This is a genomic window from Streptomyces sp. NPDC018947, from assembly GCF_044390505.1.
In the GTDB taxonomy this organism is placed as follows: domain Bacteria; phylum Actinomycetota; class Actinomycetes; order Streptomycetales; family Streptomycetaceae; genus Streptomyces.
The window spans coordinates 1,037,490-1,061,801 of sequence record NZ_JBIRZD010000001.1; the positions used below are offsets into that span (position 1 = coordinate 1,037,490).

At 72.9% G+C, this 24,312-nt stretch carries 20 protein-coding genes and 3 tRNA genes; 14 read left to right on the forward strand and 9 right to left on the reverse strand.

Going from position 1 to position 24,312, the window contains the following annotated elements:
- The first annotated feature begins 268 nt into the window (after positions 1 to 268).
- The 3 genes from ACH499_RS04620 (at position 269) to ACH499_RS04630 (ending at position 1,441) form a co-directional block, all read left to right on the forward strand.
- Positions 269 to 637, forward strand: a complete 369-nt coding sequence (locus ACH499_RS04620; RefSeq protein WP_356196346.1) for a hypothetical protein — start codon at positions 269 to 271, stop codon at positions 635 to 637.
- A gap of 155 nt (positions 638 to 792) precedes the next feature.
- The gene (locus ACH499_RS04625) at positions 793 to 1,377 is read left to right on the forward strand and encodes a bifunctional DNA primase/polymerase (RefSeq protein WP_356196344.1); all 585 of its coding nucleotides are present in this window, start codon (positions 793 to 795) and stop codon (positions 1,375 to 1,377) included.
- A tRNA-Lys gene (locus tag ACH499_RS04630) sits at positions 1,368 to 1,441 on the forward strand. The genes ACH499_RS04625 and ACH499_RS04630 overlap by 10 nt, the downstream gene beginning before the upstream one ends.
- 54 nt (positions 1,442 to 1,495) lie before the next feature.
- On the opposite strand, the gene ACH499_RS04635 is transcribed toward ACH499_RS04630, so the two are convergent.
- Positions 1,496 to 2,854: a M6 family metalloprotease domain-containing protein gene (locus tag ACH499_RS04635; protein WP_399013784.1), complete on the reverse strand. Its 1,359-nt coding sequence runs from the start codon at positions 2,852 to 2,854 to the stop codon at positions 1,496 to 1,498.
- Between the two features lie 301 nt (positions 2,855 to 3,155).
- Here ACH499_RS04635 and ACH499_RS04640 point away from each other — a divergent pair, with 301 nt between their 5' ends.
- Positions 3,156 to 5,018: a putative bifunctional diguanylate cyclase/phosphodiesterase gene (locus ACH499_RS04640; protein WP_399013785.1), complete on the forward strand. Its 1,863-nt coding sequence runs from the start codon at positions 3,156 to 3,158 to the stop codon at positions 5,016 to 5,018.
- Here ACH499_RS04640 and ACH499_RS04645 read toward each other — a convergent pair.
- The 4 genes from ACH499_RS04645 to ACH499_RS04660 form a co-directional block, all read right to left on the reverse strand.
- The gene (locus tag ACH499_RS04645; RefSeq protein ID WP_399013786.1) at positions 4,997 to 6,094 is read right to left on the reverse strand and encodes an LLM class flavin-dependent oxidoreductase; all 1,098 of its coding nucleotides are present in this window, start codon (positions 6,092 to 6,094) and stop codon (positions 4,997 to 4,999) included. The two genes, ACH499_RS04640 and ACH499_RS04645, sit on opposite strands and share 22 nt — an antisense overlap.
- 159 nt (positions 6,095 to 6,253) lie before the next feature.
- Positions 6,254 to 8,128 carry an SMI1/KNR4 family protein gene (locus ACH499_RS04650; RefSeq protein WP_399013787.1) on the reverse strand — a complete coding sequence of 625 codons (1,875 nt, stop codon included), beginning with the start codon at positions 8,126 to 8,128 and terminating at the stop codon, positions 6,254 to 6,256.
- A 51-nt stretch (positions 8,129 to 8,179) separates the two neighbouring features.
- Positions 8,180 to 8,914, reverse strand: coding sequence for a decarboxylase (locus tag ACH499_RS04655; protein WP_399013788.1), 735 nt, complete (start codon positions 8,912 to 8,914; stop codon positions 8,180 to 8,182).
- Positions 8,911 to 9,747 carry a decarboxylase gene (locus tag ACH499_RS04660; RefSeq protein ID WP_399013789.1) on the reverse strand — a complete coding sequence of 279 codons (837 nt, stop codon included), beginning with the start codon at positions 9,745 to 9,747 and terminating at the stop codon, positions 8,911 to 8,913. Before ACH499_RS04660 ends, ACH499_RS04655 begins: the two co-directional genes overlap by 4 nt.
- A 219-nt stretch (positions 9,748 to 9,966) precedes the next feature.
- Between ACH499_RS04660 and ACH499_RS04665 the strand changes: the two genes are divergently transcribed.
- Both ACH499_RS04665 and ACH499_RS04670 read left to right on the forward strand, forming a co-directional pair.
- On the forward strand, positions 9,967 to 10,914 hold the full coding sequence (locus tag ACH499_RS04665; RefSeq protein WP_399013790.1) for a D-2-hydroxyacid dehydrogenase: 948 nt from the start codon (positions 9,967 to 9,969) through the stop codon (positions 10,912 to 10,914).
- A gap of 22 nt (positions 10,915 to 10,936) precedes the next feature.
- Entirely contained in the window at positions 10,937 to 12,361 is a 1,425-nt protein-coding gene (locus ACH499_RS04670) for an amidase (protein ID WP_399013791.1), read from the forward strand.
- Here the strand turns inward: ACH499_RS04670 and ACH499_RS04675 are convergent.
- Positions 12,342 to 12,836 (reverse strand): DUF3830 family protein, encoded by a 495-nt coding sequence (locus ACH499_RS04675; protein WP_356196322.1) that lies wholly within the window; start codon positions 12,834 to 12,836, stop codon positions 12,342 to 12,344. The genes ACH499_RS04670 and ACH499_RS04675 overlap by 20 nt on opposite strands.
- Before the next feature lie 107 nt (positions 12,837 to 12,943).
- On the opposite strand from ACH499_RS04675, the gene ehuB reads away from it, so the two are divergent.
- The 5 genes from ehuB to ACH499_RS04700 all read left to right on the forward strand — a co-directional run bounded on the left by ehuB (position 12,944) and on the right by ACH499_RS04700 (position 16,214).
- Positions 12,944 to 13,873, forward strand: coding sequence for an ectoine/hydroxyectoine ABC transporter substrate-binding protein EhuB (gene ehuB / locus ACH499_RS04680; protein WP_399013792.1), 930 nt, complete (start codon positions 12,944 to 12,946; stop codon positions 13,871 to 13,873).
- Positions 13,870 to 14,571: an ectoine/hydroxyectoine ABC transporter permease subunit EhuC gene (gene ehuC / locus ACH499_RS04685; protein ID WP_356196318.1), complete on the forward strand. Its 702-nt coding sequence runs from the start codon at positions 13,870 to 13,872 to the stop codon at positions 14,569 to 14,571. Before ehuB ends, ehuC begins: the two co-directional genes overlap by 4 nt.
- On the forward strand, positions 14,568 to 15,218 hold the full coding sequence (gene ehuD, locus ACH499_RS04690; protein WP_356196316.1) for an ectoine/hydroxyectoine ABC transporter permease subunit EhuD: 651 nt from the start codon (positions 14,568 to 14,570) through the stop codon (positions 15,216 to 15,218). The genes ehuC and ehuD overlap by 4 nt, the downstream gene beginning before the upstream one ends.
- Entirely contained in the window at positions 15,208 to 15,993 is a 786-nt protein-coding gene (ehuA, locus tag ACH499_RS04695) for an ectoine/hydroxyectoine ABC transporter ATP-binding protein EhuA (protein ID WP_356196314.1), read from the forward strand. Before ehuD ends, ehuA begins: the two co-directional genes overlap by 11 nt.
- 147 nt (positions 15,994 to 16,140) lie before the next feature.
- A tRNA-Lys gene (locus tag ACH499_RS04700) sits at positions 16,141 to 16,214 on the forward strand.
- A 41-nt stretch (positions 16,215 to 16,255) separates the two neighbouring features.
- Here ACH499_RS04700 and ACH499_RS04705 read toward each other — a convergent pair.
- The 3 genes from ACH499_RS04705 to ACH499_RS04715 all read right to left on the reverse strand — a co-directional run bounded on the left by ACH499_RS04705 (position 16,256) and on the right by ACH499_RS04715 (position 19,576).
- Entirely contained in the window at positions 16,256 to 16,861 is a 606-nt protein-coding gene (locus tag ACH499_RS04705; RefSeq protein ID WP_356196311.1) for a lytic polysaccharide monooxygenase auxiliary activity family 9 protein, read from the reverse strand.
- A gap of 142 nt (positions 16,862 to 17,003) precedes the next feature.
- Positions 17,004 to 18,206: an SPFH domain-containing protein gene (locus ACH499_RS04710; protein ID WP_356196308.1), complete on the reverse strand. Its 1,203-nt coding sequence runs from the start codon at positions 18,204 to 18,206 to the stop codon at positions 17,004 to 17,006.
- A 74-nt stretch (positions 18,207 to 18,280) separates the two neighbouring features.
- Positions 18,281 to 19,576, reverse strand: coding sequence for a peptidoglycan-binding protein (locus ACH499_RS04715; protein ID WP_399013793.1), 1,296 nt, complete (start codon positions 19,574 to 19,576; stop codon positions 18,281 to 18,283).
- 209 nt (positions 19,577 to 19,785) lie between these two features.
- On the opposite strand from ACH499_RS04715, the gene ACH499_RS04720 reads away from it, so the two are divergent.
- The 3 genes from ACH499_RS04720 to ACH499_RS04730 all read left to right on the forward strand — a co-directional run bounded on the left by ACH499_RS04720 (position 19,786) and on the right by ACH499_RS04730 (position 24,099).
- Positions 19,786 to 19,859, forward strand: a tRNA-Lys gene (locus ACH499_RS04720).
- Between the two features lie 281 nt (positions 19,860 to 20,140).
- Complete coding sequence (locus ACH499_RS04725) at positions 20,141 to 22,165, forward strand: glycosyltransferase family 2 protein (protein ID WP_399013794.1); 2,025 nt, start codon at positions 20,141 to 20,143, stop codon at positions 22,163 to 22,165.
- Positions 22,162 to 24,099: a galactose oxidase-like domain-containing protein gene (locus ACH499_RS04730; protein ID WP_399013795.1), complete on the forward strand. Its 1,938-nt coding sequence runs from the start codon at positions 22,162 to 22,164 to the stop codon at positions 24,097 to 24,099. Before ACH499_RS04725 ends, ACH499_RS04730 begins: the two co-directional genes overlap by 4 nt.
- Positions 24,100 to 24,312 lie beyond the last annotated feature (213 nt).

The following is a 24,312-nucleotide window of genomic DNA, read 5'->3' on the forward strand; positions in this document are numbered from 1 at the left end:
GGAGTCCGGCACGCCGCCGGAGGCGGCCGATGGTCACAGCCCCGGACGGCTGGGAGGCCAATCACGCGGTCCTCGCCCACCTCGCGGAACACCGCACCCCCTGGCAGCCCTGACGACACACCGCCCCGACCGGACGGAGTCCGGCACGCCGCCGAGTCGGTCGCGGGCCGGGGTGGTTCTCGTGCGGCCGACGCCCTCTTGCGTGGGCGCGGGACAATGGACGGTGGCCCACCCGAGGGTCGTTCGTGACGTACGAGAAGGAGAAGACATGGCGGAGCCCACGCCGGGTCGGAACCAACCGCGGCTGCGCCCCGCGCCCCTGCTCTTCGAACCGGCGGAGGCGGCCGGCGACCCGGAGCACTTCTTCGACCTCGAGTCGATCGACGACCCCAGGGCGCTGCTGGACCGTGCGACGGAGCTGACGCAGGCCTTCCAGGCCGCCGCGGACCGGGCGGTGGAGTTCCAGGCGATCGCGGCGGCGCAGCTCGCGGACCCGCGGAAGTTCGACCGGCTGACGGCCGCGGACATCGCCGAGCGGGCGGAGTGGACCGAGGACTACGCCAAGAAGATGGTGGAGTTCGGCCGGGACCTGATGCGCGGCGAGAACGGCGGACCGGGCCACGCCGACCCGGTGTGACGCCTCCGGGGACCACTCGGCCCCGGGCCGTCCGCCCGTTCGAATAGCCACAGCGCATATGCCAGGTGGGCAAGATACTCGCCGCGCCCCCTCTCCGTCCCGGTTTCCGGCAACTCAGCGGAGCCGAGCCCTCACCCCCGGTAGACCTAAGGGGTATGAGCAGCACACCGAACGTCTCGGACATCACCGCGGACGGCGCCGCCTGGCTGGCCTCCGCGGGCGCCTACCCGCGCAGCACGCTCGCCCTGTGGCGGGAGCGGCCCGGCTCCCCGGTCGTCCTGCCCTGCGGTTCGGCCTTCGACGTGGTGAGCGTCCCCGCGATCTTCGGGCGGCGGATGCTGGACCGGATGTGGGACGAGGGGCCGGGGTCGGGACCCGTGGCCGAGTTCCGCGGCCGGATGCTGCTGTTCGCCGCGCCGGGCACCGCCCAGCGGCTGCCCTCGCTGCTGGAGTGGGAGGAGTGGAGCGCGCGCGGCCGGCGGGACGGCCGTACCGGCGCCGTGCCACCGCTGCTGTGCCACGGCGCCGGCGACGCGGTCACCGTCCCGGCGCTCACCGGGGCGTCCACCCGTTCCGGTTCCCGCTGGCTGGTGGCCCCGGACACCCGTCGCCCGTGGCTGCCGGGCCCGGAGATCCTGCTCTGGGCGGCCGTCCGCGCCGCCAGGACCGCGGTGCGGATTTCGATTTTTCCTCCCGCCGACCAGGATGCTAAGGTCTACGACGTCAGCAGGCGCCGCTAGCTCAGTTGGTTAGAGCAGCTGACTCTTAATCAGCGGGTCCGGGGTTCGAGTCCCTGGCGGCGCACCGACACCGAAAGGCCCCTCGCACACGCGAGGGGCCTTTCGCGTGAGTCCGTGCCTAGCCCGGCGTGATCTTCACCGTCCAGGCCCCCGAAGCCGTCCGCCCCTCCACCTCCACCCGTACGCCGTCCCCCGGCACCGTGAAGCTCTCGCCGAGGGCCACCGGGGCGTCCGCGAGGGGCGGGTAGACCGAGTCCGCCCAGCAGGCCTCGGTGCGGGGGTGGGCGTCGATCACCTCGATCGGCCCGCCCCCGGACTGCGTACCGCCGCGCACCCGGTACACCAGCACCCCCGCCCGGCAGGCCGACGCGTCGTTGCCGACCGGCCCCCGCGCCTCGAAGGCGAGCGCGCTGTCCGCGCCCGTGCGGACCACGGCCAGCTTGGTGCCCCGGCCGAGCCCGAAGGCGGGCGCCCCGGCGGCCCCCGTCACCTCCACGCCCGGCCCCGCGCCCAGCGGCTCGAGCGTCAGCCGCGTCGGCCCGCCGCCGCGCACGCACGTCACCTGCCGGGGCCGCAGCCAGCCCAGCTTCCACTTGTGCCAGCCGAACAGATCCGGGGCCAGCCCGAACTGGCTGCCCATCAGGTCCCAGTCGCCGACGTACGTGTCCCAGTCGCCCTTGCCGTCGGCCGGCCGGTGGTACAGGTCGGGCAGGTCGAAGACGTGCCCGGTCTCGTGGGCCAGCACCAGCCGGTCCGGCGGATGGTTCTCGAACACGGTGACGACCCGCCGGATGTCGGTGCCGTCGGCCCGCATCGGGGAGTCCAGGTTGACGACCTTGGTGGCGTCGGAGTCGACGCCGGGGGCGTCCGGGTCGGCGACGAAGTAGACGACGTCGTAGCGGGAGAAGTCCACGTGCGGGTCGGCGGCGGCGAGCGCGTCGTGCAGATAGGCGGCCCGGCGCCCGGGACTCCAGTCGCGCTTTATGGCGTACTCCGTCGACGGGCGCGGCATCCTGATCCAGTCCCGCAGGGGGTGCGGGCGCAGCGTGAAGGTGCCGTAGGAGGCGCGCCGGAAGAAGCGGGTGGTGGCCGGGAAGTGGTCCGCGGCCAGCTCCGCCGGGCCCGTCAGCGGCTGGGAGTCCGGGAAGGACAGGAACACCATCACCGCGTCCAGCGTGCGGGACGGGCGCGGATAGGCGGTGTTCCAGGTGTCCAGGCCCTCGGAGTGGTGGGCGGCGGTGCGCGGGAGCGCGCAGGGCTCCGGGGAGAAGGGCTCGGCGACCGAGGGGGCCGTGATCAGGGAGGTCGCGGCGAGCGCCGACATCGTGGTGCACAGCGCCGCCGTACTGCGCAGCCTGGGCCCAACCGGCACCGTCGCCCTGCCGCTCGCGCCGAGGCGCCCCAGGACCTCGCGGGGAAGTCGCCTCAGGGGGAGCTGGCGCGGCACATCGACCTCCGGGTGCGGTTCGAGGGACACCGCACCCAGCTTGGGTCGATTTGTCGTACCACGCCCTGTTCGCCTGCGTCGGACGGGTGAGCCGCCCGGAAGTGCGCCGGGGGAGGCCCGCGCCGGCACCGGCTGATCACTCACACACCGTCACGACTGGTCGGAGGGTTGCAGAAGCCGTCCAGAGCCGTACGGAAACGGTCACCCGGAGGGATCGCCCGGTCCGGAAGGCGGTACGGCGGCTGGAAGGGCCCGGGGCCAGCCTCTATGATCGGCACACTTTCCTGCGCGAACACTGACCGACGAGATCGAGGCACTGCGGGAGCGAGCGGTGAGCGGAACCTCCGAAGGGCCGGCGTCCGCGGCAGACCTCGACCGGTCGGCCGTCACGGGCGGTGACGTCGACCTGGCCGCGCGTACCGGCCCCCCGACCTACCGCTCGGTGTTCACGGCCGCCCCGCTCGCGATGGCCGTCGTCGACGCCGAGGGCATGGTCGTCAGCGCCAACGACACGCTGGGCGCCCTGCTCGGTACCGACCCCGCCGCGCTGGCCGGCCGCGCGGCCGCCGACCTCGTCGACCTGGCCTCCGACGCGGGCACCTGGCACGCCTACCGCGAGGTGCTGCGCGGACGGCAGCCCCGGCTGCGCTGCACCCGGCGCCTGAAGCGGGCCGACGGCCACTCGCTGTGGGTCCAGGTCACCGTGGCGCCGCTGGCCGGGGAGACGCCCGGCCTGCTGCTCTCCGTCAGCGACATCAGCGCCCGGCGGGAACTCCAGGCCCGGCTGCGGCATCTGCAGATGCACGACCCGGTGACCCGGCTGCCCAACCGCGCGCTGTTCTTCGAGCGGCTGACGGCCGCGCTGGAGGCGGAGACGTACGAGAACGGCGGTACCGGCCGGGTCGGCCTGTGCTACCTGGACCTGGACGGCTTCAAGGCCGTCAACGACACCCTCGGCCACCGTGTCGGCGACCGGCTGCTGGCCGCCGTCGCCGAGCGGCTGACGCGCTGCGCGGAGGAGGCCGCGGGGCCCCGGGGCGGGGTGCCGCTGGTGGCCCGGCTCGGCGGCGACGAGTTCGCCCTGCTCGTGGAGGACTCCACGGGCACCGAGCAGCTCGCCGACCTGGCCGGGTCCGTGCTGGCCGCCCTCCAGGAGCCGTTCGAGATCTCGGGCCGCCGGCTGTCGGTCACCGCGTCGGCCGGCGTGGTCGAGCGGCACACCGCCGGGACGACGCCCACCGCCCTGATGCAGGCCGCCGACACGACCCTGTACTGGGCCAAGGCCGACGGCCGGGCCCGCTGGACGCTCTTCGACCCCGAGCGCAACGCCACCCGCATGACCCGCCAGGCCCTCGCCGCCACGCTGCGCCCCGCCATCGACCGGGGCGAGTTCGCGCTGGAGTACCAGCCGCTGGTGGGCATGGACGACGGGCGGGTGCGGGGCGTCGAGGCGCTCATCCGCTGGAACCACCCCCAGTTCGGCGTACTGGCGCCGAATCGGTTCATCGCCCTGGCGGAGGAGGACGGTTCGATCGTCCCGCTCGGCCGCTGGATCCTGCGCACCGCCTGCCGGCAGGCCCGCCGCTGGCAGCTCGACCACCCGGGCGAGCCGCCCATCTTCGTCAGCGTCAACGTGGCCGTCCGCCAGGTCTGGGACTCCGACCTGGTGGCGGACGTGGCGGCGACGCTGGAGGAGACGGGGCTCGCACCGCGCCTGCTGCAACTGGAGCTGACCGAGTCGGCGGTGATGGGCTCGGCGGGCCGCCCGCTCCAGGTCCTCAAGGCGCTCAGCGACATGGGCGTCCGCATCGCCATCGACGACTTCGGCACCGGCTACTCGAACCTGGCCTACCTCAGCCGGCTGCCGGTGTCGGTGCTGAAGCTGGACGGCGCCTTCGTGCGCGGCTTCCAGTACGCCGGGACGCCGGAGGCCGCCGCCGACGACGCCGGCGAGGGTGTGGCGAACCCGGCCGACGAGGTCATCGTCGAGGCGATGGTCCAGCTCGCCCACCGTCTCGGCCTCACCGTCACCGCGGAGTGCGTGGAAACCTCGGACCAGGCGTCCCGGCTGCGCCGCATCGGCTGCGACACCGGCCAGGGGTGGCTGTACTCCCGGCCGGTGGCGCCGGACCGCATCTCCGCGCTGCTGGGCTCCTCCGGGACGCCCGGGATTCAGGCCGCCGGCAAGCCGTAGGCGTCGGCGACGAGTTCGTAGGAGCGCAGGCGCACGTCGCCGCTGTGGGCGTTGGCGGTCAGCATCAGCTCGTCGGCGCCGGTGCGCTTGTGGAGGTCGTCGAGTCCGGCGCGGACCTCGTCGGCGGTGCCGTGGACGACGTTGGCGTTCCAGGACCGCACGAACTCCCGCTCCGTCGGGCTGAAGTCGTACGCCTCCGCCTCCTCGGGCGTCGGCACCAGGCCCGGGCGGCCGGTGCGCAGCCGGACCATGTTCAGGGCGGCGGCCAGCACCTGCCGGCGGGCCTCCTTCTCGTCGTCGGCCGCGAGCGCGGCGACGCCGATGAGGGCGTACGGCTCGTCCAGCACGGCGGACGGGCGGAAGGACTCGCGGTACAGGTCCAGCGCCGGGATGGTGTTCTGGGCGGAGAAGTGGTGCGCGAAGGCGAAGGGGAGCCCGAGGGTGCCGGCCAGCCGGGCGCTGAAGCCGGAGGAGCCGAGCAGCCAGACCGGCGGCCGGTGCGGGGACTGGACACCGCCGGGGGACGTGGCCTGGACGGGGCCCGGCACGGCGTGGATGCGGCCGTAGGGGTGCCCGTCGGGGAAGTCGTCGTCCAGGAAGCGGATCAGCTCGGCGAGCTGCTGGGGGAAGTCGTCTGCGCCCTCGTGGAGACGGTCGGTGCGGCGCAGGGCGGCGGCGGTCGCCCCGTCGGTGCCGGGAGCCCGGCCGAGGCCGAGGTCGACGCGTCCCGGTGCCATGGCCTCCAGCGTGCCGAACTGCTCGGCGATCACCAGCGGGGCGTGGTTGGGCAGCATGACGCCGCCCGAGCCGAGCCGGATGCGGCCGGTGTGGGCGGCGAGGTACGCGAGGATCACGGCGGGCGAGGAGGAGGCCACACCGGGCATCGAGTGGTGCTCGGCCACCCAGTAGCGGTGGAAGCCGCGCGCCTCCGCGAGGCGGGCGATGTCCACGCTGGTCCGCAGGGCGTCGCCGGCGGTGCGGCCGGCGCCGACGGTCACCAGGTCCAGTACGGAGAGGGGGACGGGGGCCGTGCCGTGGGCGGTGCCCCGGATCTCCTCTGCGGCGTCTGCGGCCATGGTGGGGTGCCTCCTGTTGGGTGACGTTCGTGACTCGCTCCGCCACTTAACAGGAGGGTGCCTCCGGTTATTCCCCGTCTCCGGGCGGCGGCCCGGCGGAATCCGGCCGCGTCCTCTCGGCCGGCCCGGGGTCCGCCCCGCCCGTCCGCCGCGCGGCACTCACCTGATCCGCGACCAGGTGAGGACGGCGTACCCCTCGCCTTCGCGCGGTGCCCGGCTCCAGGGGCGGGTGGTGAAGCGGTGCAGGGCGCCGTCGGTGAGGGCGAAGCGGGGGAGCGACAGGCCGTACTCGCTCTCCAGGGCGGCGAGCAGGCGGCGCTCGCCGTCCTCGCCGGGGCCGGACGCGAACAGCACGGCCGGGTCCAGCGACGCGGGGATCGCGCCGCTGCGCTCGGTCCCGTCCCCGCGGACGGTGAACGCGAACAGCTCCCGGCCCCGCTCCCCCACCGACAGGTGGACCACCGCGTCCGTGTCCGGCAGCGCGGGCCGGGCCCAAAGCGTCACGCAGCGTCCCTCGGCCGAGGCCGCCGGGGCGGGAGAGACGTAGAACCGGCCGGCCGGCACCTCCGAGGGGGCCACCTCGAAGCCGAACGCCCACCCCGACGCCGTGCGCCCCACGGAGAGCACCGCCCGGTCCTTCCAGAAGTCGGCGCCCTGCCGCTCCTGGTAGCGGTGGGCGGTGACGCGCTCCCAGGGGCCGACCGGGTGCGCGCTCAGGCCCCCGGTGTCCGGGTCGCCGATCAGGGCGGGCAGGCGGTCCGGCGCGGTGCCCTCCACCCACAGGCAGCGGTAACCGCTCCGTATCGCCCGCGGGGCGTCGTCCACCAGCCAGCGCAGCCCCGGCGGGTCCAGGTCGGGCACCGGTTGCGGCGCCGGCCCGCCACGGCCCGCGCGGGGCGTGGACAGCAGCTCCCGCCAGCGTTCCGGTGTGACGACCCGGGCCAGTACCGAATCGGCCGCCAGACCCACCGGCGCCACCACGTCCGGGCCCGGTGGGGACCAGGACGGCACCGCCGCCCGGATCGTCCGCCACGCCCCGTCCACGTCACCCCAGCGGGCCGCCTCCCGCGCCTCGGCGACCGCCCGGCCGAACGCCCCGCCAGGCTCGTACCGGTGGGCGCCCTCCCGGACGCGGGCGACGAGGTCGTCGGCCGCCGTCCGCAGTGCCTCGTCGGTGTCGCAGCCGAGGGCGAGCTGCCCCTGGTGCGCCCGGTGGCGGCCGTCCTCGACGTGGGCGGCGGCCAGCACCGGCAGCAGCTCGCCGGTGTAGCGGGGGTCGGCCACCAGGGCGGCGAAGGCGAAGCGCTGGTCCACCGCGGGGCGCGCCGTGAGCTGCCGCAGCAGCGCCGCGGCGCCCGGACGCCCGAACGCCCGCGCTTCGGTGAGGAGTTCGGTGGCCGTCTCCCAGTCCCCGCGCAGCGCCTCCTGCCTGGCCCGCTCCACGTTCGCGTCCTGGGCGCGGGTGGTGGCGTTCTCGAACGGCTCCGGGCCGCCCGCCCGTTCGGCGTGGAACGCGCGGTACCGCGCCTCCATGTAGGCCCGGAACGACGGGTACCGGTCCGGGAACTCGCCGTTCCAGCCCTGGTACACGTACAGCGCCCACTCGCCGTCCTCGCCGACGTCCCCCGGGTCGAGCAGGGCGTGCGACATGTCGGACTCCGTCTCCAGCCGCAGCGCCCGCCGCCACATGCCGGCCAGCAGCCGTTCCCGGTCGCTCGCCCGCTCGTCGTCGAGGAATCCCCGGTAGGTCTCCGTGAGGCCGTACGGGTCCCCGAACCAGTCGATCTCCTCGGCGCCGCCCAGCCGGTACACCGACGCGGTCGCGTCCACCCACCAGCCGTTCGCGGCCGCGAGGAACCCCCGGTACGAGGGAGGCAGGCGGGTGCCGAGCCGTTCCTCGGCCGCCGCTATGTCCGCCTCCGAGGCGGGCGGCTCCCCGAGCCGGTCCCGGTGGGTCCCGTCCTCGCCCGGGACCCATTCCGCCTGCCAACGCCCGAGGAATCCGGGCCAGTCGAAGCCACCGTCCGTCGTCATGGCGGGCATCTTGCCACCCGGCACCGACAACGGCGCCCGGCTCCGGTCCGCTCACGTCACCTGGACCACGGGCTCCCGCGTGAACAGTGCCCCGAGCCGCGGCGCGTTCACCCGCCGGTCGGCCAGCCGCAGCCCCTCCCAGACGGTGACCTGGTTGGCGGTGAGGACCGGCTTGCCCAGCTCCTTCTCCAGGAGCGGGATGTGCGCCGCCGTGTGCAGGGCGGTGTCGGGCACGAGGACCGCCTCCGCCTCCGGCCGGTCGGCGGAGCGGGCCAGCGCCAGCACCTCGGACTCGGTCCAGGTGCCGACCTCCGCCGCGGTGACGACGCCCGAGCCGACGACGGCGACGGTCTCCAGGCCGGCGGCGCCCAGGAAGTCCGCGAAGAGCCGCGCCACGTCGTCCGGGTACGTCGCGCCGACCGCGACGCGGCGCACCCCGATCTCCCGCGCCGCGTGCACGAAACCGAAGGACGTGGAGGAGGCCGGCAGGCCCGCCGTCAGGGCCAGGGCGCGCACCTGCTCCTGGGCGCCCTCCCAGCCGTGCACGAAGCTGCCGCTGGTGCAGGCCCACACGACCGCGTCGGCGCCGGCCAGGCGCAGCTCCGCGGTGCCGGCCTCCAGCCGCTGCGGCGAGCCCATCTCGCGCAGGGCGTCCACGCGGTGCGCGTCCTCGCCGATCTCGGTGTGCACCAGGTCCACCCGGATGTCGCTGCCCAGGAGCTGCTCGATGCGTGGGTAGTCGTCCTCGCCGGAGTGGCCCGGGTACAGGAATCCCAGTGCTGTCATGTCCACCCTTCCTGCTGCTGTTCCGTGCCGGGAACGTCCGGTGTCTGCGGCAGTGCGGGACCGCCCGGCCCCGGCACCGCGGGGCCGGTCCGCGCCGCCGGGTCGGTCAGCGTCTGGTACGGCCCCACGGCACGGGTACCCAGTCGGCGCAGTGCCGCCCACATCGTCACTTGGTTGGCCGAGATCACCGGGATGCGCAGCTCGGCCTCCAGTTGCGGGATGACGTCGTAGGTGGGGAGGTTGGTGCAGGAGATGAACAGGGCGTCCGCCGTCCCCGGGCGCGGCACGGCCCAGCGCGCCATGTCGGCCACCTCGCGGTAGGGGACCTTCCAGATGTGCCGGGTCAGGCCCATGAAGGCGCAGCCGGTGACGGTCGCGCCCGCCTCGGCGACGTACGCCTCCAGCACCCGGGTCACCGACGCGGTGTACGGCGTCACCAGCGCGACCCGGCGCGCGCCCAGCTCGGCCAGCGCGTCCAGCAGGGCGCCGGAGGTGGTGACGGAGGGGACCGCGCCCGCCCAGGTCATCGCCTCGCACAGGGCGCGCTCGCCGGCGGTGCCGCCGACGAAGCTGCCGGAGGCGCAGGCGTAGGCGACGACCTCGGGCGCGACGGCGTTGAGGGTGCGCACCGCCTCGCCGAGGGTGGCGTGCTCGCTGACCAGCCGGGCGAGGTCGAGGCCGACCTCGACGGGCACGAAAGGGGTCCGGGTCATGTGCAGCGAGACCTCGTCCGGCACCCATCGCCACAGCTCGCGGTCGAGGGCGAAGTCGAACGGGGCGACCACGCCGACTCCGCGCTGCGGAGCCGGTCCGCCGAGAAAGGAGATGTCCATGGCACGCACCGGCCTCACACTGAGGAGGGGAGGACAACGCACCGCACGCACGGCCGTGTTGACGAAGGTAGGTTCCGGTGCGAGCGTGGTCAATCCGCCCGCGTCCCGTGCAGGTCAACAGCCGGTTGACCCCGCCGTCCCGACCCCTGCCGCGCACCCCCGCCGTCCCGACCGCCGTGCCTCGCCCCCGTCGGTACCACCCCCGGAGACACGCCGCCGATGACCATGCCCACCCTCCTCGTCCTGGACGCCGATCCCCCGCCGCGGCTGGGCCGGCTGACCGGCCGGGTCCGGATCGAGCACGCGGACGAGTCGACCCTCGCCGAGCGGCTGCCCCACGCCGACGTGCTGCTGGTGTGGGACTTCACCTCGCACGCCGTGCGCCGCGCCTGGCCCGGTGGCGGGCCGCGCCCGCGCTGGGTGCACACGGCGAGCGCGGGCGTCGACCACCTGATGTGCCCCGAGCTGGCCGCGTCCGACACGGTCGTCACGAACGCCCGCGGCGTCTTCGACGGGCCCATCGCCGAGTACGTCGCCGCCCTGGTGCTGGCGATGGCCAAGGACCTGCCCCGGACGCTCGGCCTCCAGCGGGAGCGGACCTGGCGGCACCGGGAGACCCTGCGGGTGGCCGGGACCCGCGCCTGCGTGGTCGGCTCCGGGCCGATCGGGCGGGCGGTCGCCGGGACGCTGACGGCCCTCGGGGTCACCACCGCGCTGGTCGGCCGGACCGCGGGGACCGGCGTGCACGGCCCCGAGGACCTGGACCGGCTCCTGGCCCGCGCCGACTGGGTGGTGGCCGCCGCGCCGCTCACCGACGACACGCGCGGCATGTTCGACGCCCGCCGGTTCGGCGTGATGAAGCCCTCCGCCCGCTTCGTCAACGTCGGGCGCGGACCGCTGGTCGTCGAGGCCGACCTCGCGCAGGCGCTGGCCGAGCGCCGGATCGCGGGCGCCGCCCTGGACGTCTTCGAGCACGAACCCCTCGGCCCCGGCAGCCCGCTGTGGCAGGTCCCCGGACTGATCGTCTCCCCCCACATGAGCGGCGACACGGTCGGCTGGCGGGACGAACTGGGGGCGCAGTTCGTCGAGTTGTACGAGCACTGGGCCGCGGGCGAGCCGCTGGCGAACGTGGTCGACAAGAAGCGCGGATACGTACCCGGACACTGAGTCCCAGGAAACGGGAGGGTGCATGACCGACCTCACCGAGCTGACGGCAGTACAGCTCGTCGACGGTTACCGCAAGGGCGAGTTCAGCCCCGTGGAGGTGACGCGGGCGGTCCTGGACCGTGCCGAACGCATCCAGCCGGAGGTGAACGCCTTCGTCCGGCTGACCGGCGAGGAGGCGCTCGCCCAGGCGGGGCGGGCCGAGGAGCGGTGGCGGCGCGGCGAGCCGGCCGGGCGGCTGGACGGGGTGCCGGTCACGGTCAAGGACATCCTGCTGATGCGCGGCCACCCGACCCTGCGCGGCTCCCTGACCGTGTCGCCGGAAGGCCCCTGGGACGAGGACGCGCCGTCCGTCGCCCGGCTGCGCGAGCACGGCGCGGTCCTGGTCGGCAAGACGACGACGCCCGAGTACGGCTGGAAGGGCGTGACCGACTCGCCGCTGAGCGGCATCACCCGCAACCCGCACGACCCGTCCCGTACGGCGGGCGGCTCCAGCGGGGGCGCGGCCGCGGCCGTGGCGCTGGGCGCGGGACCGCTGGCACTCGGCACGGACGGCGGGGGCAGCGTGCGCATCCCGGCGTCGTTCTGCGGGATCTTCGGCCTGAAGCCGACGTACGGCCGGGTCCCGCTGTACCCGGCGAGCGCCTTCGGCACGCTGTCGCACGTCGGCCCGATGACCCGGGATGCGGCGGACGCGGCGCTGATGCTGGACGTGATCGGCACACCGGACGCCCGCGACTGGTCGGCGCTGGGCCCGGCGCCCGGCTCGTACACCGAGGCGCTGGCGGGCGGGGTGCGGGGGCTGCGGGTGGCGTACTCGCCCTCGCTCGGCGGGCAGGTGCCGGTGCGCCCGGCGGTGGCCACGGCGGTGCGGCGGGCGGTGGAGCGGCTGGCGGAGCTGGGCGCGTACGTCACCGAGACCGACCCCGACTTCGCCGAGCCGGTGGACGCCTTCCACACCCTGTGGTTCAGCGGGGCCGCGCGGGTCGTGCAGCGGCTGAAGGCGGCGCGGCGGGAGGTGCTCGACCCGGGGCTGCGGGAGATCGTCCGGGCCGGGGCGCGGTACTCGGCGCTGGACTACCTGGCCGCGGTGGACGTCCGGATGGAGCTGGGGCGCCGGATGGGCCGCTTCCACGAGACGTACGACCTGCTGGTGACGCCGACGCTGCCGATCACCGCTTTCGAGGCGGGCGCGGAGGTGCCGAAGGGGTCGGGGCACCGGCGCTGGACGGGGTGGACGCCGTTCACGTACCCGTTCAACCTGACCCAGCAGCCGGCGGCGACGGTGCCGGTCGGCGCCGACGGGGACGGGCTGCCGGTCGGGATGCAGCTCGTGGCCGCCCGGCACCGGGACGACCTGGTGCTGCGGGCCGCGCACGCGCTGTACGAGGCGGGGGCGGTGCCCGGCGGGTACCGGGCCCGGGCCGGGGCTATGCCCGCCGGAAGCTGAGCGTCTCCCCCGCCGCTCCCGACCGCCACAGGCCGTTGCAGGCCTCGGCCATCGCGTCCAGCCCCTCGACGACCCGGCCCCACACGGTGCCGGGCACCCAGCCGACGTCCCCGTTGAGCAGCAGGTTGTTGCGCTCGTAGAACAGGGCCAGGTCGACGAGGGTGGCGTCGGCGCCGACCTCGCGGTCGTAGCCGTACGCCCTGGTGCCCAGCTCGGCGCCGGAGAAGGCGAAACAGCACAGATCGCCGGGGATGGGCGTGACGGTCGGGTTCTCCAGCGGTGGGGCTTTCGCCGCGAAGGGCGGGAAGAGGGCGTAGATCTCGTTGCGGGCGTATTTGGCGTGGTAGACGTCGCCGGCCAGGGGAAGCGCGTCCCAGACCGCCGCACAGGTGGCCGGGGCCCGGTCGTCGAGCAGTTGGGCCGTGCACGCGACGCCACGGGTGACCAGCGAGACTTCGATGTAACGATCAGCCATGCCCTCCATGGCAGTGGGCCCGCCCGGCGCGGTCAAGGGTGCCGTGCCGACGCATCGGACCGAAAAAGACCGGCATAACCTTCGGGGGTTCGGGTAGCTGCGCGCCCATGGCTCCACCACACAGAACCCCTCCATGGGGCATATCCCTCCGAAGGCCCGGGAGTTCGGGGCCCACACGCCGGTCGCTGCTCGCGGGGGCCGCGGCGCTCGGCGCGCTGGGAGCCGCCGGATGCTCGCGGGTCGCCACCGCGTCGAACGTGAAGGGCGGCGACCTGCTCGACCGGCTCCGGGCCCAGGGCGTGGTCAGGCTCGGCATCGCGGGCGAGATCCCCTTCGGGTACATCGACAGGAACGGTGAGCTGACCGGCGAGGCGCCGGAGCTGGCGAAGGTGGTCTTCAAGCGGCTCGGGGTGGACCGGGTGCAGCCGGTGCCGACGGAGTTCGGCTCCCTCATCCCGGGCCTCGCGTCCCAGCAGTTCGACGTCGTGGCGGCCGGCATGTACATCAACCCGGAACGCTGCGAGCAGGTCATCTTCTCCGACCCGGACTACCAGATGCTCGACTCCTTCATCGTGCGCAAGGGCAATCCGCTCGGACTGCGCGACTACGAGGACGTCGTGGCCAAGAAGGCCAGGTTCGCCACCGGCACGGGGTACGCGGAGATCCAGTACGCGGTCGAGGCCGGGTACGAGGAGAGCGACATCCTGATCGTCCCCGACCAGGTGGCCGGCCTCAACGCCGTCGAGGCCGGGCGCGTGGACGTGTTCGCCGGAACGGCGCTGACCACCCGCGAGGTGGTGAAGAAGTCGTCGAAGGCCGAGGTGACCGAGGCGTTCAAGCCGATCGTCGGCGGCAGGCCGCACGTCGACGGCGGCGGCTTCGCCTTCCGGCCGACCGAGACGAACCTGCGGGACGCCTTCAACGTGGAGCTGCGCAAGCTCAAGAAGAGCGGCGAACTGCTGCGCATCCTGCGGCCCTTCGGGTTCACCGAGGACGAGATGACCGATCTGACCGCGAAGGAGCTGTGCGGCGGATGACATCCGGACTGTGGGAACTCGTACTGAGGGGCGTCTGGGTCACGGTCCAGCTCCTCTTCTTCAGCGCCCTGCTGGCGACGGCCGTCTCCTTCGTGGTCGGCGTCGCGCGCACGCACCGGCTGTGGGTCGTCCGCTTCCTCGCGGGCTTCTACACCGAGGTGTTCCGCGGCACCTCCGCGCTGGTGATGATCTTCTGGGTGTTCTTCGTGCTGCCGCCCGCCTTCGGCTGGCAGCTCGTGCCGATGTGGGCGGGCACGCTGGCGCTGGGCCTGACCTACGGGGCGTACGGCTCCGAGATCGTGCGCGGCGCGCTCGGCGCGGTCGACCCGGCACAGAAGGAGGGCGGCATCGCCCTCAGCTTCACGCCCTGGCAGCGGATGAAGCTGATCCTGCTGCCGCAGGCGGTGCCGGAGATGATCCCGCCCTTCTCCAACCTGCTGATCGAGCTGCTCAAGGGCACCGCGCTGGTGTCGATCATGGGCATGGGCGATCTGGCGTTCAGCGGCAACCTGGTGCGCCTGGCCCTCCAGGAGAGCGCGGAGATCTACACGTACGTCCTGCTGATCTACTTCGTGATCGCGTTCCTGCTCACCCGGGTGATGCGCGGTCTGGAGAAGAAGCTGAAGGCGGGCGTCGGGAAGGCGGCGCCCCGGCGCGCGGCCGCCCCCGAGCCGGCCGGGATCGGGGGTGCGCGATGACGTGGGACTGGAACGCGGTGTCCGCGTTCATGCCTCACTTCCGGGACGGTCTGCTGGTCACCCTGCAGATCCTGGTGCTCGGCTCGCTGATCTCCTTCGTCCTCGGCCTGGTGTGGGCGCTGCTGATGCGGGTGCCCTCCCGCTGGGTGACGTGGCCGGTCGGCGTCGTCACGGAGTTCGTGCGCAACACCCCGCTGCTGGTGCAGCTCTTCTTCCTCTTCTACGTGCTGCCCGAGTGGGGCGTGACCGCCTCGGCGCTGACCACCGGCGTGATCGGCATCGGCCTGCACTACTCGACGTACACGATGCAGGTCTACCGGGCCGGCATCGAGGCGGTGCCGGTCGGCCAGTGGGAGGCCGCGACGGCGCTGAACCTGCCGCTCGGCCGGACCTGGACCGCGGTGATCCTTCCGCAGGCCGTCCGCCGGGTGGTGCCCGCCCTCGGCAACTACGTGATCTCGATGCTGAAGGACACGCCGCTGCTGATGGCGATCACGGTGCTGGAGATGCTCGGCGAGGCGCGGCTGTTCTCCCAGCAGAACTTCCAGTTCACCGAACCCCTGACGGTGATCGGCGTGGCCTTCGTCATCGTCTCCTACCTGGCCTCCCTTGCCCTGCGAGCCCTGGAGCGACGCCTTGCCCACTGACACTCTCCCCAACCCCGAGAAGATCCCCGAGCGCAGCTCCGGCGAGCTGATCCGCCTGGAGCAGGTCACCAAGCGGTTCGGGGACAACACCGTCCTCGACCGCCTCGACTTCTCCGTCGACGCCGGCAAGCACGTCACGCTGATCGGTCCGTCCGGGTCGGGCAAGACGACGATCCTGCGGCTGCTGATGACGCTGCTCAAGCCCGACGAGGGCACGATCACCGTGGACGGGCAGCGGCTCTTCCCGGCCCCCGAGAAGCAGCGCCGCGAGGTGCGCAAGCAGATCGGGATGGTGTTCCAGCAGTTCAACCTGTTCCCGAACATGAGCGTGCTGCGCAACATCACCGAGGCACCGGTGACCGTGCTCGGCATGTCCAGGGACGAGGCGGTGGAGCGCGCCGAGGGCCTGCTGGACATGGTGGGCCTCGCCGACAAGTGCGACGCCCGGCCGTCCCAGCTCTCCGGCGGCCAGCAGCAGCGGGTGGCGATCGCGCGGGCCCTGGCGATGCGGCCCAAGGTGCTGCTGCTGGACGAGGTGACGTCCGCGCTGGACCCGGAGCTGGTCGCGGGCGTCCTCGACCTGCTCCGGGACATCGCGCGCAGCACCGACATCACCATGCTCTGCGTGACCCACGAGATGAACTTCGCCCGGGACATCTCGGACCAGGTGCTGATGTTCGACTCGGGGCGGGTCATCGAGGCCGGCGCGCCGGAGAAGATCTTCAGCGAGCCGGAGCACGACCGGACCCGGGAATTCCTCAGCGCGGTGCTCTGACGGCGGACCGTCGCGGCCCCGGCCCCGTGACCTGGGCGCCGGGGCCCCGGGGCGCTCCGGGTGCGCGGCCGGTGGTCGTGAGCACCCCCGGGGACCGGGTAGTATTTTTCTCGTCGCCGGCCGCGGGAAGCGGACGGCGGGAGTCATGCGCCGCTAGCTCAGTTGGTTAGAGCAGCTGACTCTTAATCAGCGGGTCCGGGGTTCGAGTCCCTGGCGGCGCACAGAAGAGGGCCCCTCGCACACGCGAGGGGCCCTCACCCGTTCAGAAGGTCACGTCCGAGCAGGCGTAGAACGCGTTGCCCGTGTCGGCGACCGTCCACACCGACAGGATCACGTGGTGCCCGCTCAGCCCGGACGGCAGCGTGCCGGTGTGGGAGAGGGTGGCCGGCGGCTGCTTGCCGCCGTAGGGCACCGTGAAGAACGGCGTGAGGTTGAGGTCGGAGCGGGACAGGTTGTGGTCCTGGTTCCAGCCCGGCTTGGTGACGTAGTACTTGAAGTCGGTCGTGGCGTGCCGGGCGGTGAACTGCCAGCGGAAGGTGTAGCTCTGCCCGCCGTTCACCTTCGTGGTCGGCCACGCCTGGCCGTTGGGCTGCCGGGGGGCGTCGAGCGCGGAGAATCCTCCGTTGCCCGCGGAGCAGATCCGGCCGTCGGCCGGACCGGCCGCCGGGAAGCCCTTCGGGCCCTCGACGCTCTGCGGCTCCCACTGGATGGCGCCGCAACCGCTGACGGTGCCGTTCTGGCACACCTTCTGGCGGCTGACGGGGAGGTCGGTGTAGCCGTGGCCGCTGGCGCCGCCGGACGAGAGCACGAGGGCTCCGGTGGTCGCCATGCCCACCGCGGCGGCGTACAACTTGGTCCTTGTGCGCATACTGCTTCTCCTGAGACGTGGGGGAAGTGCAGCCGGGCATTTCTGGTCTAGACCAAGTCTCAGGTTAGGACCGCGAGTTGAACATGTCCATACCAATCGAGGAACCCGGGCCGGGACTCTCACGGCCCCGTCCCCGCCCCACTCACGGACCCGCCTCGCCCCGTCCCGCGCAGAACGCCACCGTCAGGTCCTTCACCAGCACCTTGCGCTCGTAGTCGTCGAGTTCGACCAGCCCGCGCATGGTCAGACGGGTCACCGTGTCCTCCACCGAGTCCACGACCGAGGTGAGCACGCTCGCCCGCTGCGCCGCATCCAGCGCCGCGATCCGCCGCCGGTGCATGGCCCCGGCCACCTCCGGGGCGTACTCCACCCGCACCGGCCGCACGGAGAACACCTCCAGGCCCACCGGTCCCGCGTCCGCCGCCACCAGCCGGGTCAGCGTCTCGCCGGCCACGTCCGCCGCGCCGCGCACGGTGCCGGGCGGCTCCACCGGGACCCGGGCGAGCGCCGCCTCGACGCACTCGCGCAGATACGTCTCGTGGTCCTCGACGCCGAGCGTGGCCCGCGCGGTGTCCCGCACCCGCCACACCACCAGCGTCACCGCCCTGAGCGCGACCCCGTTGCCGTCGGCCGCGGGCATCGGCTCGCTGCGCCAGTGCCGCAGCCGCACGTCCACGCGGCGGCGCAGCAGCAGCGGGTTGACCCACATCAGGCCGGTGCGCCGCACGGTCCCCCGGTAGCGGCCGAACAGGCCGAGCACCCAGGCCCGCCCGGTCCGGCCCCGGGCCAGCCCGCCGAAGCCGAACAGCCCGAGCGTCCCGGCCGCCGTGTACGCCGCCCACTGCGCGGGGCCGAGCCCGGCCCCCGCCGACGCCGGCAGCCCGAACGCCTCCGCGGCGAGCGGCGGCACGATCCCCGCCCACCAGGAGGTGGCCGCGCACCCGGCCACGCCCAGGACTCCGGCGGCGACCCCTGCCGCACCGGGCAGCACCCGGCCCGGGCGCTCCACGAGCTGCGGGTCGACCTCCGGCGCCGGCCGCCTCCGCGCGGCGGTGGGACGCCGCATCCGCGGCTGCTCCCCGGTCCCCTGCCGGCGGCCGACGACCGCGGACGGCAGCGGCACCGGCGCCGGTGAGGGGTCGTCCCGGAACAGCAGGTGGACGGGGATCTCGGTGGTGGCCTCGTTGTGGATCAGCCGGGCGGACCGGGCGGCGCCCTCCCCGCGCTCGCCGAACCCGGACGCCGGTGCCGGGGGCGGCGCGGGGGACGGTGCGCGGTCCGCGGGCGGGGCCGGGGAGTTCGCCGGGGAGAGGGGCGAGGGTGTCGTCGAAGAGGTCGTACTCATGCGTGCTCCAGCCTCCGCGCCAGATGCGTCATGAACGGGTGATCACGAACGGCGGCCCCGCTGGGCGCGGGCGGTCAGGAGAAGAGACGCCGCCAGGTCTCCGGGCCGGGGTAGCCGTCCGCCGCGCCGCCGCGCCAGCCCTGGGCGCGCTGGAAGGCCTCGACGTTCCGCCGGTCCGCCTCGCTCCAGCGCGGTCCCGGTCCGCTCGTGTAGTGCTTGCCGAATCCCTTCTTCACCAGTTGCCGGCCGAGCCGGGTGACGTACTCGTTCTCCGCTCCGGGCCGGAACGCCGCCCGGCCGGGGTAGCCGGGCACCCCGTGCGAGGCGGGGCCGGGCGGGACGTCCCTGCCCTGGCCCGTGACCAGCAGCCGCCAGGTCTGCGGGCCGGGCAGCCCGTCGGCGTCCTTCCCCCGCCAGCCCTGGGCGAGCTGGAAGGCCTCGGTGGCCCTGCGGTCCGCGTCCGACCAGCCGGGGCCCGGCCCGGAGGCGTAGAAGCGGCCGGCGCCGCGGGCGACGAGCATCCGGCCCAGCTCGGTGACGTGGCCGTTGCGCGCGCCGGGGCCGAAGGCGGCCGCCCCCGGGTAGGCCCGGGTGGCCGGCGCGCCGTTCGCCGCCGCGCCGTTCGCCGCCGCGGCCGTGACGCCCTTGTAGCGGTAGGGGACGTACTTGGCCGAGTTGTTCCAGTAGGCGTAGGGCGTGGACTGCTTGCGGGTGTGCGGCGGGGTCTGCTCGTAGCCCGTGTACGAGGTGCGCGTCTGGTCCGTCCAGCCGCCGAAGATCACCACGTGGGAGCCGCTGTAGGGATCGGCCGCATTGTGGAACAGCAGAATGTCACCGGGCTGGAGTTCCTCCTTGGTGATGCGGTCCGCGAAGGAGGCGAGGCTGCCGGTCCATTCGTTCGCCGCCAGATTCCAGGCCATCGACACATAACCCGAGCAGTCCTGCCGGTAACCGTCGGACCAGTAGGCCGTCGTGCTGTAGGGAACCTTCGCGGTGACCCAGGTCTGGGCCCGCTCGATGATGGCCGTCCGGGTGATGGCACGCGGCTGCGCGCCGGCCGTGGGCTCCGCCGCGGTGTCCGGCGGCCCGTACAGCGGTCCCCTCGGCCCCTGCTGGGTGCCGGGCTGCTCACCTGCGGGAACGCCGGGCCGCTGGGGTGCGTGGGCGGCGGTGGGGGCCGCCGCGGCGTGGCCCGCGCCCAGGGCGGCGGCCGCGGTGGCGGCGGTGGCCACGACGAGGGCGCGGTGGGCGGCCGGATGGGCGGGGGCGCGGCCCGCCGGGGAATACGGCAGGACGCTTCGCCAATGCCGGCAGCCGGGGCAGTCGCAGTCGCTCGCGGGATCGATTTCCTCGAAGACCGGAGTTTCCATGCGATTCCCCTCACACTCCAGGCGAAAAAGACCGCGGCGACATGCGCGTCGATGCACGGTGATCAGTTTCTCAACTGTCTTGTTCTTCCGCATGTTGACGGTCCGAATGATGTACGCGGCGGCGCGCACGGGGGACGGCCGGCGGCCGCGGGGTCCGGGCGTGGTGCGGAGCACCCTCCGCCGTCGGGTAGAGTTCTCCAGGTCAGCAGGCGCCGCTAGCTCAGTTGGTTAGAGCAGCTGACTCTTAATCAGCGGGTCCGGGGTTCGAGTCCCTGGCGGCGCACAGACGGTCGAAGGCCCCCCGTATCACACGGGGGGCCTTCGGCGTACCCGGGGCCCGGCATCTTGCGATCAAGACGAACGCCGTACAACCCTGGTCCGGCTCGGGGGCCGGATGCGGGGGGGGGCGTCATGCAACCGGTGGGCGCCGTTCCATGTCTCTATAAGGTGTGGATGCCGTGGTGACAGCAGCCCACCACTGTGACGTCCGTGAACGACGGGGGGACCGGGCGGACGGAAGTAAACGACCAAACACGCACTGACCCGCGTGTGGGGGGATGACCAATGACGTCGACGCCGCCGGGCGCCGAACACGACCACGACCCGTCTCGGACCACCCAGCTCAGAGTGCCCGCGCACCGGAACTGGAACACCGGGTCGTTCCGCCGGATCAAGAAGGCGCTCCCGAAGTACGACTACGAGCACTACAGCCGGCTCGCCGGCCCCCTCACCCAGCCGGACCCGCACAAGCCGTACCGGGTGCAGTACCGCTCGCTGCTGTCGCAGGAGCCGCACCGGATACGCGTGGCGCTGATGCTGGCCGCGGCCCCGCTGCTGTCGGTCGTGCTGCTGGTGTGGCTGCTCCAGCCCGGGCACTGGACGGAGCGCGACTACCCGGCCTTCGACTGGCTGCCCGCCCTCGACATCGTCATGCTCGTCTCGATCGGCCTGATCGAGCTCTTCCGCTGCCTGAACGTGCTGTCGAACACGCACGCCACGCTGGTCGCCCGCGACCCGGTCCCGGTGGTGCCCGAGACCGGCACCCGCGTCGCCTTCCTCACCTCCTTCGTACCCGGCAAGGAGCCGCTGGAGATGGTGACGAAGACGCTGGAGGCGGCCGTGAGGATCCGCCACCGCGGCACGATGCACGTCTGGCTCCTCGACGAGGGCGACGACCCCGAGGTCAAGGCGGTCTGCGCACGCCTCGGCGTCCACCACTTCTCCCGCAAGGGCGTCGCCCGGTGGAACATGCCCAAGGGCCCGCACCGCGCCAAGACCAAGCACGGCAACTACAACGCCTGGCTCGAGGCGCACGGCGACGACTACGACTTCTTCGCCTCCGTCGACACCGACCACGTGCCGCTGCCCAACTACCTGGAGCGGATGCTCGGCTTCTTCCGCGACCCGGACGTCGGCTTCGTCATCGGCCCGCAGGTCTACGGCAACTACGACAACCCGATCACCAAGGCCGCCGAGTCGCAGCAGTTCCTCTTCCACGCGCTGATCCAGCGCGCCGGCAACCGCTACGGCGCGCCGATGTTCGTGGGCACCTCCAACGCCGTGCGCATCAAGGCGCTCAAGCAGATCGGCGGTCTGTACGACTCGATCACCGAGGACATGGCGACCGGCTTCGAGATCCACCGCCACAAGAACCCGGCCACGGGCCGCAAGTGGCGCTCGGTCTACACCCCGGACGTGCTCGCCGTCGGTGAGGGCCCGAACGCCTGGACGGACTTCTTCACCCAGCAGATGCGCTGGTCCCGGGGAACGTACGAGACGATCCTCAAGCAGTACTGGAAGGGCTGGTACTCGCTGCCGCCGAGCAAGCTCTTCAACTACACGATGATGATCATCTTCTACCCGATGTCGGCGCTGAACTGGATCCTGGCCGCCCTGAGCTGCGCCCTGTTCCTCGGCGCCGGCGCCTCGGGCGTGAACATCGACCCGGTGGTCTGGCTGATGCTCTACGGCAACGCCTCCGCCCTCCAGATCGGCCTGTACGTCTGGAACCGCCGCCACAACGTCTCGCCGCACGAGCCGGAGGGCTCCGGCGGTGTGGCCGGCATGGTGATGTCCGCGCTGTCGGCGCCGCTGTACGCGAAGGCGCTGATCGACTCCGTACTGCGGCGCAAGAGCAAGTTCGTGGTCACGCCCAAGGGCGACTCGGCCAGCCCCGACACCCTCTTCGGCACGTTCCGCTACCACTGGTACTTCATCGGCGTCTTCGGCGCCTCGATCGCCGCCGGGCTCGCCCTCGGCCACTCCCACCCCGCCATGATCATCTGGGCGACGTTCGCGCTGCTGATCACGGCCTCGCCGATCTTCGCGTGGCGGCACTCCCTGCGGGGGGCGAGGAAGAAGCCCGTCGCGGCGGCTCCCGCGGAGCCGCGCGCCCGGCCCGAGGACGCGGCGCCCGCGGGGCCGTACCCGACGCAACCGCTGCCGGCCCGGTACGCGCCCCACGGGACGCTCGGTGCCCAGGTGCCGCACGTGCCGCAGCAGAAGACCGACTGGACCGCCTCCCCCGAGGGGGACGGCGACCAGACCATGCAGATCGCCCTGGGTGGACTTGGGGGACGTAAGGAATGAAGGACCGTGCCGGCCGCCGCCGGGCCCGTCGCTTCGCGATAGGCACGGCGGTGGTAGTAGCGCTGGCCGGGATGAACGGACCGTGGCTCTACCGCTTCGGAACCGAGAAATACCACCAGTACAAGATCGACAAGCCGGAGTACAAGGCCGCCAACGGCAAGTGGGAGATCATCGAGTTTCCCGAGGAGTACCGGCAGAACACCATCCACGCGGCGCTGCTGCGCACCGGCAAGGTGCTGCTCGTCGCGGGGTCGGGCAACAACCAGGACAACTTCGACGCGAAGAAGTACGACACCCGGATCTGGGACCCGGTCAAGGGGACCATCAAGAAGGTGCCGACGCCGTCCGACCTGTTCTGCACCGGCCACACCCAACTCGCCAACGGCAATCTGCTGATCGCCGGCGGCACCAAGCGGTACGAGAAGCTCAAGGGCGACGTCACCAAGGCCGGCGGCCTGATGATCGTCCACAACGAGAACCCGGACAAGCCGATCACCCTGCCCGCGGGCACCCGGTTCACCGGCAAGGGCAACGGCAAGACGTTCGTGTCCAAGGACCCGGTGCTGGTGCCGCGCGCCAAGAAGGTCTTCGACCCGGTGACCGGCGCGTTCGTGCGCAACGACCCCGGCTTCGGCCGGATCTACGTCGAGGCGGAGAAGAGCGGCGCCCGGTACGAGACGGGCACGGAGGACAACTACCGCGTCCAGGGCCTGTCCGGCCTCGACGCCCGCAACACCTACGGCATCGCGCAGAAGCTCGCCCTCGACAAGAAGGACTTCCAGGGCATCCGGGACGCCTTCGAGTTCGACCCGGTCGCCGAGAAGTACATCAAGGTCGACCCGATGCACGAGGCCCGCTGGTACCCGACGCTCACCACCCTGAGCGACGGGAAGATCCTCAGCGTCTCCGGCCTCGACGACATGGGCCAGCTCGTCCCGGGCAAGAACGAGATCTACGACCCGGGGTCCAGGACGTGGACCTACACCGAGAAGGTCCGCCAGTTCCCGACGTACCCGGCGCTGTTCCTGATGCAGAACGGCAAGGTCTTCTACTCGGGTTCCAACGCGGGCTACGGCCCCGACGACGTCGGCCGCGACCCGGGCGTCTGGGACGTGGAGACCAACGAGTTCACCAAGATCCCGGGCATGAGCGACGCCGACAAGCTGGAGACCTCCGGCACGGTGCTGCTGCCGCCGGCGCAGGACGAGAAGTACATGGTGATCGGTGGCGGCGGGGTCGGCGAGTCCAAGCTCGCCAGTGAGAAGACCCGGATCGTCGACCTCAAGGCCGACGACCCGAAGTTCGTGGACGGGCCCTCGCTGGAGAAGGGCACGCGCTACCCGCAGGCCTCGATCCTGCCCGACGACACGGTGCTGGTCTCCGGCGGCTCGGAGGACTACCGGGGCCGCAGCGACTCCGACATCCTCCAGGCGCGGCTCTACCACCCGGACAGCAACACGTTCGAGCGGGTCGCCGATCCGCTGGTGGGCCGCAACTACCACTCGGGCTCGATCCTGCTGCCCGACGGGCGCCTGATGTTCTTCGGCTCGGACTCCCTGTACGGCGACAAGGCCAACACCAAGCCGGGCACGTTCGAGCAGCGCGTCGAGATCTACACGCCGCCGTACCTCTACAAGGACTCGCGGCCGGATCTGTCGGGCGGCCCGCGGACCATCGCACGCGGCGGGTCCGGCACGTTCACCTCGCGGGCGGCCTCCACGGTCGAGAAGGCGCGGCTGATCCGGCCGAGCGCCTCGACGCACGTCACGGACGTCGACCAGCGGTCCATCGCGCTGGACTTCACGGCGGAGGGGGACAAGCTGACGGTGACCGTGCCCAAGGGCAGGAACCTGGTGCAGTCGGGGTGGTACATGCTGTTCGTGACCGACGGGGAGGGGACGCCTTCCAAGGCGCAGTGGGTGCGGGTGCCGTAGCGCTCCCGGAGGTGGTGCCCACGGGCGCGGGTGTGCTGTGGCTGGTCGCGCAGTTCCCCGCGCCCCCGGGTCTCCTGGTCTCGCGCCGGTTCCGCTGTGCGGTCGGGCCGCCGCTCCCCTAGGCAGTTTCGTTTGGATCAGCCGGTCGTTGGTCCGTGTGTGCCGTTGACTGATGCGCAGTGGGCGCGGATCGAGCCGTTGCTCCCGGACCGG

Excerpts from the sequence above, each read along its gene's own strand:
- ACH499_RS04670 (WP_399013791.1), top strand. The coding sequence starts at position 10,937 with ATGACCGACCTCACCGAGCTGACGGCAGTACAGCTCGTCGACGGTTAC.
- ACH499_RS04715 (WP_399013793.1), bottom strand. The coding sequence starts at position 19,576 with ATGGAAACTCCGGTCTTCGAGGAAATCGATCCCGCGAGCGACTGCGAC.
- ACH499_RS04705 (WP_356196311.1), bottom strand. The coding sequence starts at position 16,861 with ATGCGCACAAGGACCAAGTTGTACGCCGCCGCGGTGGGCATGGCGACC.
- ACH499_RS04665 (WP_399013790.1), top strand. The coding sequence starts at position 9,967 with ATGACCATGCCCACCCTCCTCGTCCTGGACGCCGATCCCCCGCCGCGG.
- ACH499_RS04645 (WP_399013786.1), bottom strand. The coding sequence starts at position 6,094 with ATGGCCGCAGACGCCGCAGAGGAGATCCGGGGCACCGCCCACGGCACG.
- ACH499_RS04660 (WP_399013789.1), bottom strand. The coding sequence starts at position 9,747 with ATGGACATCTCCTTTCTCGGCGGACCGGCTCCGCAGCGCGGAGTCGGC.
- ACH499_RS04710 (WP_356196308.1), bottom strand. The coding sequence starts at position 18,206 with ATGAGTACGACCTCTTCGACGACACCCTCGCCCCTCTCCCCGGCGAAC.
- ehuB (WP_399013792.1), top strand. The coding sequence starts at position 12,944 with ATGGCTCCACCACACAGAACCCCTCCATGGGGCATATCCCTCCGAAGG.
- ACH499_RS04675 (WP_356196322.1), bottom strand. The coding sequence starts at position 12,836 with ATGGCTGATCGTTACATCGAAGTCTCGCTGGTCACCCGTGGCGTCGCG.
- ACH499_RS04625 (WP_356196344.1), top strand. The coding sequence starts at position 793 with ATGAGCAGCACACCGAACGTCTCGGACATCACCGCGGACGGCGCCGCC.
- ACH499_RS04655 (WP_399013788.1), bottom strand. The coding sequence starts at position 8,914 with ATGACAGCACTGGGATTCCTGTACCCGGGCCACTCCGGCGAGGACGAC.
- ACH499_RS04620 (WP_356196346.1), top strand. The coding sequence starts at position 269 with ATGGCGGAGCCCACGCCGGGTCGGAACCAACCGCGGCTGCGCCCCGCG.
- ehuD (WP_356196316.1), top strand. The coding sequence starts at position 14,568 with ATGACGTGGGACTGGAACGCGGTGTCCGCGTTCATGCCTCACTTCCGG.
- ACH499_RS04730 (WP_399013795.1), top strand. The coding sequence starts at position 22,162 with ATGAAGGACCGTGCCGGCCGCCGCCGGGCCCGTCGCTTCGCGATAGGC.
- ACH499_RS04650 (WP_399013787.1), bottom strand. The coding sequence starts at position 8,128 with ATGACGACGGACGGTGGCTTCGACTGGCCCGGATTCCTCGGGCGTTGG.
- ACH499_RS04725 (WP_399013794.1), top strand. The coding sequence starts at position 20,141 with ATGACGTCGACGCCGCCGGGCGCCGAACACGACCACGACCCGTCTCGG.
- ehuC (WP_356196318.1), top strand. The coding sequence starts at position 13,870 with ATGACATCCGGACTGTGGGAACTCGTACTGAGGGGCGTCTGGGTCACG.